This window comes from Frateuria sp. GZRR35, assembly GCF_051900415.1.
GTDB lineage: Bacteria > Pseudomonadota > Gammaproteobacteria > Xanthomonadales > Rhodanobacteraceae > Frateuria_A.
This window is the reverse complement of the sequence record NZ_JBHZGL010000009.1, coordinates 130,312-145,016: the sequence shown is the minus strand read 5'-3', so window position 1 is coordinate 145,016 and position 14,705 is coordinate 130,312. Positions and strand designations below refer to the sequence as shown.

At 65.4% G+C, this 14,705-nt stretch carries 8 protein-coding genes and 1 tRNA gene; 8 read left to right on the top strand and 1 reads right to left on the bottom strand.

The window, feature by feature from the left end; all coding sequences use genetic code 11:
* Positions 1-30 precede the first annotated feature (30 nt).
* The 3 genes from ileS to ispH all read left to right on the top strand — a co-directional run bounded on the left by ileS (position 31) and on the right by ispH (position 4,584).
* Positions 31-2,892 (top strand): isoleucine--tRNA ligase, encoded by a 2,862-nt coding sequence (ileS, locus tag ACFWZ3_RS12145; RefSeq protein ID WP_439707981.1) that lies wholly within the window; start codon positions 31-33, stop codon positions 2,890-2,892.
* Positions 2,893-3,027: 135 nt separating this feature from the next.
* Entirely contained in the window at positions 3,028-3,522 is a 495-nt protein-coding gene (gene lspA / locus ACFWZ3_RS12140) for a signal peptidase II (protein ID WP_439707980.1), read from the top strand.
* A 99-nt stretch (positions 3,523-3,621) separates the two neighbouring features.
* Positions 3,622-4,584: a 4-hydroxy-3-methylbut-2-enyl diphosphate reductase gene (gene ispH / locus ACFWZ3_RS12135; protein ID WP_439707979.1), complete on the top strand. Its 963-nt coding sequence runs from the start codon at positions 3,622-3,624 to the stop codon at positions 4,582-4,584.
* 57 nt (positions 4,585-4,641) lie between these two features.
* Here the strand turns inward: ispH and ACFWZ3_RS12130 are convergent.
* A tRNA-Thr gene (locus ACFWZ3_RS12130) sits at positions 4,642-4,717 on the bottom strand.
* Between the two features lie 194 nt (positions 4,718-4,911).
* On the opposite strand from ACFWZ3_RS12130, the gene ACFWZ3_RS12125 reads away from it, so the two are divergent.
* The 5 genes from ACFWZ3_RS12125 to ACFWZ3_RS12105 all read left to right on the top strand — a co-directional run bounded on the left by ACFWZ3_RS12125 (position 4,912) and on the right by ACFWZ3_RS12105 (position 14,695).
* On the top strand, positions 4,912-6,831 hold the full coding sequence (locus tag ACFWZ3_RS12125; RefSeq protein ID WP_439707978.1) for a diguanylate cyclase: 1,920 nt from the start codon (positions 4,912-4,914) through the stop codon (positions 6,829-6,831).
* A gap of 128 nt (positions 6,832-6,959) precedes the next feature.
* Complete coding sequence (gene pilV / locus ACFWZ3_RS12120) at positions 6,960-7,460, top strand: type IV pilus modification protein PilV (RefSeq protein ID WP_439707977.1); 501 nt, start codon at positions 6,960-6,962, stop codon at positions 7,458-7,460.
* A gap of 11 nt (positions 7,461-7,471) precedes the next feature.
* Positions 7,472-8,557 (top strand): PilW family protein, encoded by a 1,086-nt coding sequence (locus ACFWZ3_RS12115; RefSeq protein ID WP_439707976.1) that lies wholly within the window; start codon positions 7,472-7,474, stop codon positions 8,555-8,557.
* Positions 8,554-9,231 (top strand): PilX N-terminal domain-containing pilus assembly protein, encoded by a 678-nt coding sequence (locus tag ACFWZ3_RS12110; RefSeq protein ID WP_439707975.1) that lies wholly within the window; start codon positions 8,554-8,556, stop codon positions 9,229-9,231. Before ACFWZ3_RS12115 ends, ACFWZ3_RS12110 begins: the two co-directional genes overlap by 4 nt.
* 19 nt (positions 9,232-9,250) lie before the next feature.
* Positions 9,251-14,695, top strand: a complete 5,445-nt coding sequence (locus ACFWZ3_RS12105; RefSeq protein ID WP_439707974.1) for a pilus assembly protein — start codon at positions 9,251-9,253, stop codon at positions 14,693-14,695.
* The last annotated feature ends 10 nt before the right edge of the window (positions 14,696-14,705 follow it).

The following is a 14,705-nucleotide window of genomic DNA, read 5'->3' as shown; positions in this document are numbered from 1 at the left end:
TTGCCGGCGTCGCCCCACGGACAGCTCCTCATGACGCACGACTACAAGAGCACGATCAACCTGCCGCAGACGGATTTTCCGATGCGCGGCGACCTGCCCAAGCGCGAGCCGCACTGGCTTGCCGAGTGGGAAAGGGTCGGCCGCTACGCGCAGATCCAGCAGAAGGTTGCCGGTCGCGACAAGGCTTTCGTGCTGCATGACGGCCCGCCGTATGCCAATGGCGAGATCCATATCGGCCACGCGGTCAACAAGATCCTCAAGGACATGGTGGTCAAGTCCAAGCTGCTGGCCGGCTACCGCTCGCCGTACGCGCCTGGCTGGGACTGCCACGGCCTGCCGATCGAGATCGCGGTGGAGAAGAAGCACGGCAAGCCGGGCGAGAAGCTCGACGCGCGTGCGTTCCGCCAGAAGTGCCGCGAGTACGCGCAGGAGCAGGTCGACGGCCAGCGCGCGGGCTTCAAGCGGCTGGGTGTGCTGGGCGACTGGTCGCACCCTTACAAGACGATGGACTTCCGCTACGAGGCGGACATGCTGCGCGCGCTGGCGCGCATCGTCGACAACGGCCATGTGGTGCGCGGCGCCAAGCCGGTGTACTGGTGCTTCGACTGCGGCTCGGCGCTGGCCGAGGCCGAGATCGAGTACGGCGACAAGCAGTCGCCGGCGGTGGACGTGGCTTACGACGCGGTCGATCCACGAGCGCTGGCCGGCAAGTTCGGCGTCGATCCGGGCGATGCGATCGTCGCGGTGCCGATCTGGACCACCACGCCGTGGACGTTGCCGTCCAGCCAGGCAGTGGCGCTGGGTGCGGATCTCGAATATGCACTGGTCGAAGGACCGGCGCGCGATGGCCGGCGCATGCTGCTGGTGGTTGCCAGTGCGCTAGTCGAGCCGGCGCTCAAGCGCTACGGCGTCGATGCGCCGAAGGTGCTCGGCCACGTCAAAGGCACCGACCTCGATGGCCTGAAGCTGCACCACCCGTTCTACCCGCGTGAAGTGCCGGTCCTGCTCGGCGAGCACGTCTCCGCCGAGGACGGTACCGGCGCCGTGCACACCGCGCCCGACCACGGCATGGAGGACTTCATCGTCGGCCGCGAGAACGGCCTGGGTACGCTCAATTATGTCGGCCCACGTGGGGCCTACCGCGACGACGTGCCGGCCGCCGATGGCGTCGCCCTGGCCGGGATGCACATCTGGAAGGCCAACGACGCCATCGTCGAGTTGCTGCGCGGGCGCGGCGTGCTGCTCGCGCACGCGAAGATCGAGCACAGTTACCCCAATTGCTGGCGCCACAAGACGCCGGTGATCTTCCGCGCCACGCCGCAGTGGTTCATCGGCATGGAGCAGGCAAAGCTGCGCGCCACCGCGCTGAAGGCGATCAAGGACGTACGCTGGGTGCCGACCTGGGGCGAGGAGCGCATCGCCGGAATGGTGGCCGGCCGCCCCGACTGGTGCATCAGCCGCCAGCGCACCTGGGGTGTGCCGATCGCGCTGTTCGTGCACAAGGCCACGCAGGAGCCGCATCCGGATTCGGTCGCCTTGCTCGAGCAGGTGGCAAAGAGGGTCGAGCAGGGCGGCGTCGACGCGTGGTACGAGCTGGATGCCGGCCAGTTGCTGGGCGAGGTGGCGGACGACTACGAGAAGGTCACCGACATTCTCGACGTCTGGTTCGATTCGGGCGTTACGCACTTCTGCGTGATCGGCCAGCGGCCGGAGCTGCAGCAGGGCGACGCGGCGCAGTACAAGGTGATGTACCTGGAAGGCTCGGACCAGCACCGTGGCTGGTTCCAGTCCTCGCTGCTGACCTCCTCGGCGATCCATGGCCGCGCGCCGTACAACGAGGTACTCACGCACGGCTTCACCGTCGATGCGTCCGGCCGCAAGATGTCCAAGTCGCTCGGCAACGTGGTTGCGCCGCAGAAGGTAATGGACACGCTCGGCGCCGACGTGCTGCGCCTGTGGGTGGCCTCGGCCGACTACCGCAACGAGATGACCGTCTCCGACGAGATCCTGAAGCGGGTCTCCGACAGCTACCGGCGCATCCGCAACACCGCGCGCTTCCTGCTCGGCAACCTGGACGGCTTCGATCCGGCGAAACACCTGCTGCCGGTGGAGCAGACCTTGCCGCTGGACCAGTGGGCCGTGCAGCAGGCGTTCGACGTGCAGCAGGCGGTCATCGCCGCGTACGAGCGCTACGACTTCCCCGACGTCGTCGCGCGGGTGCAGAACTTCTGCACCAACGAGATGGGCGCGCTGTACCTGGACATCACCAAGGACCGCCTCTACACCATGCCGACCGACAGCCACGGCCGGCGCAGCGCGCAGAGCGCGATGTTCCGCATCGCCGAGGCGCTGGTGCGCTGGCTGGCGCCGATCCTGGCGTTCACCGCCGAGGAGATCTGGCAGCAGCTGCCCGGCGAGCGTGGCGAAAGCGTGCTGTTCGAAACCTGGTACGACGGCCTGGCTGCGACGCAGGGCTCGCCCGAGCAGCGCCGCTGGTGGGCCGACCTGCTGGCGATCCGCGAAGCCGGCGCGCGCGTGCTCGAGGGCATGCGCAAGGCCGAGCAGATCGGCGCGTCGCTGGAGGCGAACCTGGCGATCCATGCCGATCCGGCGCTGGTCGAGCGGTATGCGCCGGCACAGGACGAACTGCGCTTCTTCTTCATCACGTCCGACGCCTCGCTGGCGCCGCTGGCGGCGCGCGCCGACGAGGCGGCGAAGGTGGAGCTGGCCGATGGCGAGGCCTGGGTTTCGGCCGTCGCCAGCGACGCGCCCAAGTGCGTGCGCTGCTGGCACCGCCGCCCTGACGTGGGCAGCCATCCGGAACATCCCGAACTGTGCGGCCGTTGTGTCGAAAACGTGGCGGGGCAGGGCGAAAAGCGCCGCTGGTTCTGACCTGAAAGCCCCTCTCTCCCAGCGAGAGGGGTGAGGTGAGGGTCCGGGCGAGCCTCGACAGCGCGCTCCGCCCGAGCCCTCACCCGCCCTGTCGGGCACCCCTCCCGGCGGGAGAGGGAACGAAGCGAGAAACCCATGCACCCCAAACCCAACGCCTTGCCCTGGCTGCTGCTCTCCCTGCTGGTCATCGGCCTCGACCAGCTCACCAAGGCCTGGGCGCTGCACGCCCTGCAGCCGCCCGGCATGCCGCATCCGGTGATTCCGGGCTTCCTCAACTGGACACTGGCCTTCAACACGGGTGCCGCCTTCAGCTTCCTCGCGCAGAGCGACGGCTGGCAGCGCTGGTTCTTCGTGGCGCTCGCCCTGGTGATCAGTGGCGTATTGGTCGTGTGGCTGGCGCGCACCGCGCGCCGCGACTGGCGCACGGCGCTGCCGCTGGCGCTGATCATCGGCGGCGCGCTGGGCAACCTGGTCGACCGCCTGCACGCGGCGCAGGTGACCGATTTCATCCACGTCTACTACCGGCAGTGGAGCTATCCGGTGTTCAACGTGGCCGACTGCGGCATCACGGTGGGCGCAGTGCTGCTGATCCTGTTCGGTTTCAGGAGCGGCAAGGCCGACGTGCGATAATGCGGCCACTGTAGGAGCGCACCTGTGCGCGACCGGGATGCATGGCGGTCGCGCACAGGTGCGCTCCTACAGAAACCTGTTCCACTTCTGCGAATGCCCATGGATATCCTGCTCGCCAATCCCCGCGGCTTCTGCGCCGGCGTCGACCGCGCCATCGCCATCGTCGAGCGTGCACTGGAGTCTTACGGCGCGCCGATTTACGTGCGCCACGAGGTGGTGCACAACCGCTACGTGGTCGAAAAGCTGCGCGCCGACGGCGCCATCTTCGTCGAGGAACTGCACGAGGTGCCTGACGGCGCCACGGTGATCTTCAGCGCCCACGGCGTATCGCAGGCGGTGCGCGAGGAAGCCGGCCAGCGCGCACTGAAGGTGTTCGACGCGACTTGTCCGCTGGTCACCAAGGTGCACATGGAAGTGGCGCGGCTGGGCCGCACCGGGCGCAGCGTGGTGCTGATCGGCCATGCCGGCCACCCGGAGGTCGAAGGCACCATGGGCCAGTGGAATCCGGCCAACAGCGGCGAGATCCTGCTGGTCGAGTCGGTCGAGGACGTCGCCTCGCTGGCGCCGCGCTTTCCGCACCAGCTGTCGTATGTCACCCAGACCACGCTCTCGGTGGACGACACCAAGGCGATCATCGCCGCGCTGCGCGAACGTTTCCCCGATATCGAGGGGCCGCGCAAGGACGACATCTGCTACGCCACGCAGAACCGCCAGGACGCCGTGCGCCGGCTGGCCGCAGCGGTCGACCTGGTGCTGGTGGTCGGCTCGGTCAACAGTTCCAACTCCAACCGCCTGCGCGAGCTGGCCGAAAAGCAGGGCGTGCGCGCTTTCCTGATCGACGGTGCCGAGCACATCGACCGCGCCTGGCTTGATGGCGTCACCCGGATCGGCCTCACGGCCGGCGCCTCGGCGCCGGACAAACTGGTGCGCGACGTGATCGCCCGCCTGCAGTCCTGGGGTGCCGGGGACGTACGCGAGCTGCAGGGCGAGGCGGAAACCATCACCTTCGCGCTGCCGCGCGAGCTGCGCCTGGATGGCGGCAACGTACCTGCCAGCCTCTGACGCAAGTGGCTCTCACAAAAGAAAAAAGGCCCGCTCGCGCGGGCCTTTTTCATGAGCTGGTGCCGGAAATAGGAATCGAACCTACGACCTACGCATTACGAATGCGCCGCTCTACCAACTGAGCTATTCCGGCAAAGAGACGGAAATTCTACGGATCGACCGCGGCACACGCAAGCGCGCGAGCCGTGGCAAGCTTGGGGACTGCAGTGGATGGTGGATGGATGGAGGGGGCGCCGCCCACTACAGTTTCCAGGTCTTCTGCCGCTACATGGGGGAGACATGCAGCCAGAGCTCGCCAGGGAGAGGCACCTAACGGATTCCTCGACCTTGCCCAAATCGACAGCCAGAGCAAAACCGCTGCTGCGGGCAGTGTCGATCCTGATCGCCTTGCTGTTCCTGGGGCGGGCGCTCGCCGCCGTGCCGTCCGACCAGGCGGCTGCCTTCGACCAGTACGCAGGCCAACTTGAGCGGGGCGAAATCTCGCCCGATACCCAGGCGGGCGTCCTCGAAGCGTTGCAGCACATGAAGAACCTGCTGCCGCCGGATGATCCCCGGCGCGAGTTGCGCTACCGCTACATGTACTGCGTCCTTGGCCTGGACACCTCTCCTGAACAGGCTATCGCGTACGCCGACAAGGGCATTGCCGACGCCCGGCGCCTCGGTTACTTCGAGGCGGAAGTCAATTTCCATTTCTGCCGCGGCGCCAACCAGGAAGCGCTGACCACGCCGCGAGATGCGCTGGCCGACTACGACGCCGGCATCTCCCTGGCCCGCCAGCACGAAGACCAGCGGCTGGTCGCCGACGGCCTGACCTGGCGCGGCAGCGTGCAGTCGCTGTTGGGCGAGCACGCGCTGGCGCTGGTCGATTTCCTGGAGGCGCAGAAGTTCTACGAAAGCAGCGGTGCCCCGGTCGAGAGCGAGGACAACCTGTTCAATATCGCGGTGGCCTATCGTCGGCTGGGCGAGGAAACGCAGGCGCGCGCATACCTCGACAAACTGCTCGCCATCGGCCAACAGCGTCATGACCGCGCGGAGCAGCTCGGCGCTCACATGGAGCTGGGCTTCCTCGAAAGCGAAGCGGGAAACCAGGCGGCGGCGGAGCGGCATCTGCACCGGGCGCTGGTGCTCGCGCACGAGGTGGACAGCCGTTCGCGCGGCGCGAGCATTCATCTGGGACTGGCCCAGGTCGACAACCTGCAGGGGCGCCACCAGGAAGCGCTGGTGGAGCTGGAACGGGCCAAGCCCGGTTTCGCGCGCATTGGTGATCGCTCCAATCGCGACATGATCATGCTGCAGACCGCCGAGGCGCATGCGGGCATGGGCAAGCACGCCCAGGCGATCGACGAATACAACCAGGCCGAGAAGCTGCTTCGGCAGAGCGGCAACCTGCGTTACCTGGCGGAACTGCTCGATGCCCGCGCGCGCAGTTACCAGGCGCTCGACCATCTGGATCTGGCGGTGGCGGACCTGCGCCGGCTGGTTTCGGTGCACGAGGCGCTGGATCGCAAGGCGCACTCGGACAACGCCACGCTGATGAATTACCAGTTCCAGACCGCCCAGCGCGACCAGGAGAACCGCCGGCTGGCCGCGGATCGTGCGTTGAAGGAGCAGCAACTGGAGTCGCTCGAGCATGTGCGCCACTGGCAGCGCCTGGCGCTGGTGCTGGGCGGCGTGCTGATCGTGCTGCTGCTATGGCTGGCGGCCCGGCAATTCCGGCGCTCGCGCAAGTTGCACCGGCTGGCGATGACCGATCCGCTTACCGGCATCGCCAACCGCCGTCATATCGAACAACTGGCCCAGCGGGCGCTGGCGCGTGCCGGCGCCGACGGTGAGCCGTTGTGCGTGCTGGTGGTGGACGTGGACCACTTCAAGGCGGTGAACGACGCCTTCGGGCATGCCGTCGGCGACCAGGTGCTGGTGCGCGTGGCGCAATCGTGCAAACAGGCGCTGCGCCGCTTCGACATGATCGGGCGGATGGGTGGTGAAGAATTCCTGGTGGTGCTGCCGGACACCACACCGGAGGTGGCCCTGCAGATCGCCGAACGCCTGCGCCGGAGGGTCGAATGCCTCCCGTTGGCCCATCTCGCTCCGGGGTTGCGGATCACCGCCAGTGTCGGCGCGGCCATGGCCGACCATGATGCGGACGATCTCGCGGAACTGATTCGACGCGCCGACAATGCGATGTACCGCGCCAAAGATGCCGGGCGCAACCGCGTGGAGGTCGGCGGCCGCGCCCAGGTGGTGTGACGCATGCCTCATCCGGCCGGACGGTGGATGCCGTTCGTCGGAAAAAAGCCGCCTTTCGTCCGTCCGGGTCTGGCGGTTGCCGCGGGGCCGCCTATGCTGGAGTCGGCGTGATCCGGTAGGGGACGGAAATGAATCGTTACGCGCGCAGCCAGCGCGGCGTATCGCTGATCGAGGTGATGGTCGCGATCGTCGTGTTCGGCATCGGCATGCTTGGCCTGGCGTTGCTGCAGACCAAGGGCGCCCAGTTCACCAAGGAATCGAGTTCGCGCACCAACGCGATCATCCAGGCGCGCAGCCTGGCCGATGCCATGCGCGCCAATCCGCAGGGCGTCGACCCGGCCGATGGCAGCAGCAGCTACTACATCTATGACGGTTCGGTCGCACCGGATCCGGCCAGCTGTACCAGCAATGCGCCGTGCGCCCAGGCCAAGAGGGATCTCAAGGGCTGGCTGGACAGCCTGAAGAACAGCACGATCGCCGCCAAGGGCGTGCCGGCGGCCAAGGTGGAGCGCGACGCCAGCCTGGGTACCTTCACCATCACGGTGTCGTGGAACGGGCTGGATCTCAACGGCGACAAGCAGCTGACCGCCGCCGACAACGGCACCTACAGCTTCAGCATGCTGCCATGAGGACACCACGCATGGGATCGAGCCGTTCCCGCCGCGCCGCCGGCGGTTTCTCGCTGGTCGAGATGATGATCGCCGTGGTATTGGGCCTTATCGTTGTCGCAGGCCTGATCCAGGTGCTGTTGGCGAATCGCAAGTCCTACCAGTTGCAGCAGGGCACCAACATCCTGCAGCAGAACGTGCGCTTTGCCTCTGACCGCATTGGCTGGTCGCTGCGCATGGCCGACTTCTGGGGCGGCAATGCGGGTGGCGTGGTGACCGGTTCGCCCGCCGTAACCGCGCGCGGCGATTGCAAGGCAGCCTGGATCCTCGATACCCGGGAAGGCGTCTTCGGCTACGAGGGCGGTGCCGCGTTCCCGCTTTCCGGCTGCGTGGACGACAAGGATTACGTGAAGGGCTCCGATGTACTGGTGACGCGCTACGTCGATGCCGACGGCATGGACCCGGCCGCCAGTACCACCATCGGCGCCGCACCCAAGCAGGTATACCTGGTGTCGGCGATCGGGCAACAGGCGGCATTGTTCCTGGGCAGCGATTCGGTGCCGACCACGCCGCCCGCCTCCGCCATCGGTCGTTACGTGTACCCCTACCGCCTGGACATGTATTACCTGCGGCCCTGCAGCGATCCGTCCGGTGGCTCGGACGCGTCCCATTGCGACGCGTCGGACGACGGCGGAAATCCGGTCCCCACGCTCATGCGCATGCGCCTGGACAGCACCGGCAACCTCACCGAGGAGCCGCTGGTGGAGGGGATTGAACAGCTGCAGTTCCGTTATGGCATTACCGGTACGGACATCAACCAATTGGTGCCGGCAAACTACGAGGATGCAAGTACCGTCTCGGCCGACGAGTGGACGCGCGTGATTACCGTCAACGTCGGCCTGGTGGCGGTGTCGCAACAGCGCGACGTGTCGATGCCGCACACAGGTACGTTCAGCGTCGGCAATTGCACCTACGTCATCGGCACCGCATCCACGACCACGACCGGCTGCGCCAGCTTCTCCGTCGCCGGCAGCCAGCCTTGGCAATTCGCCCGCACCCCACTGACCCAGGTGGTGCAATTGCGCAACCGCATCCGCATGCTGGTGGCAACCCGATGAACATTTCCGCGACACGTTCACGCCAGCGCGGTATCGCGCTTTTTGTCGGCCTCGTCTTCCTCGTGGTGCTTTCGCTGGTGGCAGTGATCGCCATGCGCGGCACCCTTATGGAAATGCGCCTGGTCACCAACGTGGCCAATCACCAGCGGGCGTTCGAGACCTCCGAAACCCTCCGCTCGGTACCGATTGCGATGTTCGACGAGCACGTCTTCCAGCGTGGCTGGCCCGAAGATCTCGGTGGCTCGTTGCCGAACGATGACTTCGATTTCAGCCTCACCGACGACATGTTGGCCGTGGTCAAGGACGGCCTGCAGAAGGATTGTGACGGCGTGGTCGATCTGTTCTATGCCAACCTGCAGCCGACCTGCGGCACTCTGCCGGAGGAGAAGCGCTACGACAGCGGCACCTGGCATCCGGACGCGATTCTGTCCCTGTGCGACGTGACCAGCAGCAATTGCTCGCGCAACGTCTCGGCCACGATATCGATCATCCCGGACGGCACGGTGCTCGCGGAAGGTTCCGGCGGCGCCCAGGCAGCCGGCTACCGCGGCATTGGCGGCGGTGCCGCGGCCGGCGGCGGCAGCATGTATTTCGAAGTAATGAGCGTTGGCACCGTACCGGGCGACGGCCGTGCCGTCACCATGGCCCAGTACCGCCAATCGATCCGCAACTAAAGCGGGCAGGGGAATGAACATGCAACTTGGCAAACTGTTTTCCAACGTCACCGCACTGGCTCTGCTGACGCTGGTTTCCGGTGTTTCATACCTGCCGCCCGCCCACGCGGCGAGCATCACCGCGGGCGTCGGCCTGGATGCTCCGATCTCGACCACCAGCAACGGCAGCGATGCGACGGCGGACAACTACACCGCCTACCCGCTGCTCAACGTCGGCTCGGTGCCCCCGCTGGTCATGCTGGTAATGTCCCGCGACGAGCAGCTCTACATCAAGGCGTACACCGACTACACCGACCTCAACGGCGATGGCGTGGTCGACACCACCTATCAGGACGGGTTCGATTACTCCGGCTATTTCGACGCCAATCTCTGCTACGGCTACAACAACGGGCAGTTCGTTGCCGGCGCCGACGCGACGGACGACAACGGCAACGAGAAGGCGCACGAGTGCGACGGCACGAAGTGGAGCGGCAACTTCCTCAACTGGGCCGCGATGAGCCGTATCGACGTGTTGCGGCTGGTTCTCTACGGCGGCAATCGCTCCACCGATACCAAGACCAGCACGGTACTGGAGCGCTCCTACATCCCGAGCGACCTGCATGCCTGGTCCAAGGTCTACCTGGGCACCGACGTCAACAAGTTCACTCCCTTCACCACCACAAGCACGGGTGGCAAGGGTCTGTCCATGTGCAACGTTTCGCCCAGCACCACTGGTGCTCCGCAATTGAGGGTAGCGAAGGGTTCCTATACCGAGTGGGCGTCGACCGCGCGCGAGCAATGCCGTTGGCGCGACGACATTTCCGAGTCGGGCAGCGACATCAACAAGTCCGACTCGCCGCAGAAGAGCGACGGACTGGGCAACTCGGTCTACACCGTGCGCGTGCTCGCCTGCAATGCGGCCGACTATCGCGAAAAGTTCTGCCGCAAGTACACCGAAACGCTCACTGACGGCACGTCGGTCGATCACTGGAAGCCCGCCGGGTTGCTGCAGCGCTACGGTGAAAACGGCTCCATGCGTTTCGGACTGATCACCGGCACCTACAGCAAACCCCGTGCGGGCGGCGTCCTGCGCCGCAATATCGGCCTGTTTGCCGGTAATGCCACCACCGGCTGTACCTACGATCCGGCCAACGGCAAGGTGGACGAAGTCAACCTGCAGACCGGTCAATTCTGCAACGTAGCCGCTGGAAACGAAGGCATCGTCAATACCTTGAGCCGGTTCCGCCTGACGTCATGGAATCCGAGCACGGACAATTACGACGATTGCGGCACCTATGGCATCTTGCAGCGCGGCTCGGCGGGTACCAAGCACCTGAACGATCCGGGCGCTTCGGGCACCGATGCGTACGATTGCAAGGATTCGGGCAACCCGCTCGCGGAGATGTATGCCGAGGCGTTGCGCTACATCGGCGGCGAGAGCGCACCCACCACATTGTTCAACGTCAGCGATGCGTCCATCAACGGCGTCGCGGGCTTGCCGCTGGCGACCTGGAAGGACCCCTACAGGAAGCCGGAAGACGGCGGCAATGCGTACTGCGCCAACTGCAGCATCATCGTCATCACCACGGGCCTGAATTCGTTCGACAGCGATCAGATTCCGAGCGTGGCGTCCTTGCCGACCCAGGCTGATGCGGCGACTACGCTGGTCGGCACCAACGAGAATTTGGCCGGCTCCAAGACCAGCGGTTCGCCACCGAAGTATCTGGTGGGTCGCTACGGCGCATTGGATGGCACCACGTATCAGGACGTGTGTACGCCTTACGAGATCGACGATCTCGCGCTGGCGCACGGCATCTGCCCGGACGTGCCCTCGCTCGAAGGCGGTTACCAGATGGCGGGTCTGGCCTACGAGGCCTGGACCAATGACATGCGCAAGGACAAGACCGGAACGCAGAAGGTGCAGACCTATGCGATCGCCCTGGCCGAGTCGCTGCCGAGCTTCACCATCCCGGTGTGCGAGACCGGCAACGACATCGGGAATTGCCCGGTCGACTTCATCACCATCACGCCGGCATGCCAGGCCAACAACAACGGCTCGGCAGGGTTGGCGAGCACTACGGGCTGGCGCAGTTGCTATCTGGGCAACCTGACCGTGGGTCCCAAGACGTCCACGACCCAGAAGGACTCAAAGGGCAATTACAAGGTCTATGGCCTTCCCTCGCTGGATGTGACCTACAACGGGCAGCGTCGCCCCGTGCGCGGCAGTTTTACGATCACGTGGGAAGACTCGCAATGGGGCAACGACCACGACAACGACGTGGTCGAGATGCTGAGCTTTTGCGTGGGTGCCTACTGCTCCTACGACGGAAACAACGACGGCTACGACGACATCTGCGTCGACACGCTCGACTCCAACATCTGCAAGAACGGCAAGGTCAACACCAGCAACGGCCAGTTCCTGGTGACCCGGGTGCAGGCGCTTTCGGCCTATGCGGGCAATGCCCTGCGCATCGGCTACACCATGGCCGGTGCGGACAATTCCACCGGACAGGCTGCGAAGTTCACGGTGTTGAGGCCTGGCGACAAGAACGGCAGTCTCCTGTACGGCAGCAAGGGCGACGCCGACAGCTGGAGCCGCCCGTCCGCGGACAAGCTGAGCACCGGTCCGTCCGAGCAGTTGCCGCTGCCCAATCCGCTGTTCTACGCCGCCAAGTACGGCGGCTTCACCGACCAGGACAAGAACAACAAGCCGGACAAGGCGGACTCGCCCGAGTGGGACTCGATCGTCAACGACTCGGGTGTCATCGGACAGGACGGGCTGCCGGACAACTACTTCATGGTCCGCAACCCGGCCCAGCTGCAGGATCGGCTCTCGCGCACGTTCGATGCCATCCTCAAGCGCGCCGGCTCCGGTACGGCCGCTGCGGTGGTGGCCAACAGCGCCAAGGGCGTGGGCCTGGTCTACCAGGCGCTCTATCAGGCCGAACGCAAGGATTCCAGTGATCGCGTCGCGGCCTGGAGCGGCACGCTCAATGGCCTTTGGACGGACAGCTTTGGACACCTTCGGGAGAACGGGAACGGCTTCACCAGTGGCTCGGCCGTGCTCGATGGCTACGACGTCGATCCGGTAATCGAGTTCTTCTACGATCCGACCGACAATCAGACCAAGTTCCACCGTGAGGTCATGCCGGCCAACGCTGACGGCTCGCCCGTGACGGTCTTCAAGAAAGAAGATGCCATCATCACCGATCAGAAACTGGATCAGCTGAGGAAAGTGTGGAGCGCGCAGGAGGAGCTGTGGAGCACCGGTTTCGACACCGGCGTCAGCAGCGACCTGACCAGTGCGAACCGCAGTTACGATGCGCTTTCCAGCAATGGTCGCTACATCTTCACGTGGATCGACAACGACCATGACGGCGTGGTCGACAGCGGCGAGCAGCAGCCGTTTGCGTTCAGCGGCACCGGCAAGAGCAGTACCGCGGGCTTCTACGGCGAAAAGAAGACCAACAGCACCACCGGAAACTTCCGCTACCTCAACACCGCCGATCCGAACGTGGCCATGCGCCTCGTCGCTTGGATCCGTGGTTACGAGCTCACGGACAAGGATGCCAAGGGCAACCCGTTGTGGCGCTCGCGGACGGTCGACTACGACAACAATGGCACGCTGCGCGTGCTGCGCCTGGGCGACATCGTCGACTCCACGCCTGTCGTCGTGGGTACTCCGTCGGAAGCCTTTGACCTGCTATACGGCGATACCAGCTATGGCAAATTCAGGAACAAGTACCGGAACCGTCGCCAGGTCGTCTACGTCGGTGCCAACGACGGCATGCTGCACGCCTTCAACGGCGGCTTCTACAACGCCCGCGAGCATCGGCTGCAGCTGACCCCGACCGACACCGACCTCACGCCGACGGCCGATCCGCTGGGTGGCGAGCTTTGGGCCTACGTGCCAGGCAACCTGTTGCCCCACCTGCGGTGGCTGGCCGACCCGGCTTACAAGCACAACTTCTACGTCGATGGCAGCCCGATCGCCCAGGACGTGAAGATCTTTGCCGAAGACACGGTTCACCCCGACGGCTGGGGCACCATCCTGATCGTGCCGTTCCGCTTCGGCGGTGGCCCGATCTCGGTCAATACCGCCACCGACAACACCACGGCAACGCAGAACTCGTTCTCCGCCTACGTCGTGCTGGATGTGACCGATCCGGAAGATCCGCCCAAGCTGCTGGCCGAGCTGACCAACACCGCGTTGTCGGACGGCACGGCCAAGTGCGCCAGCGACGACAAGCTGAACGCTCCGTCGTGCGTGGACATCACCAAGGTGGTCGATAGCTACACCTCATCCATCCCGGCGGCGGCCATGTTCCGCGACAACACCTCGGGCAGCCCGAACAAGTTCTTCCTGTTCACCGGCTCGGGCACGGCGGACAACGGCGGCGTCGGCACGACCGAGGGCGGGAGCGCAGTCGCATCCACCTCGCTGAAGATCCGTGCCTACGATCTTGCGGCGCTTTCCGCCACACCAACCAAGGTGTTCGATTTCAAGGACATCGGTGCTACCGACGCGGGCGCCACCAGCTTCGCGGGCGATCTCATCGCCTCCGACTACAACCTCGATGGCCGGTCCGAAGGCCTCTACTTCGGCAGCGTCAAGGGCACCGGTACGGGAGCATTCGGCGGCTCGTTGTGGAAGCTCAACTTCATCTACGACGGCGCAGCCGATCCGGACCCGAACAACTGGACGAAGCTGCGCATACTCAAGGACCTGGACCTGCCGGTCACCATTCGTCCGACGGTCGGCCGCAATGACCGCGGTGCGCCCATGGTGTTCTTCGGCACCGGCCGTGCGTATACCAAGAACGATCTGGCGTCGACAGCCCAACAGAAGATCGTGGGTTTGATCGACACCTCGCTGCTGTCGACGAGCGACCAGCAATACAAGGTGCTGCCGCTGGCCATGGCTGATCTGGTCGACGTCACGAATGTCAACGTCTTCACCGACACCTCGGTGTCGGGGGCGGGCACCGATGCGGATGGCAAGAGCATCGATACCTTCGACAAGCTGCTGGGCAGTTTCGACACGGACACGCGCCTGGGCTGGTACCAGAAGCTGACCGCGCCGACGACCACGACCGACAAGACGCCAGCCGAGCGCGTGGTCAGCTCGCAGAGCCTGCTGGGCGGCGTGCTGCTGACCTCCACGTTCTTCCCCGGCACCGACACCTGCACGGACGTGGGACGTGGCGCGCTGTACAGCCTCAACTACAAGAGCGGCACGGCCAACCCGACCGACAACCCCTTCGGCACCACCAGCGTCGATGGCAAGGAACGGGTGAACAAGTCGACCGACATGGGGCCGGGCCTGCCGGCGCCGCCGAGCCTCCACGTGGGTGAGGGCACCGGCCAGCGCAAGCTCACCGCCTGCGTGCAGACCTCGACGGGCGCGATCATCTGCAAGGAGATCACCACCCTGAAGTCGGTGCTCAGCAGCGAGGTATCCTGGCATGAACCGCTGGACAAGTAAGGAGCGCCGC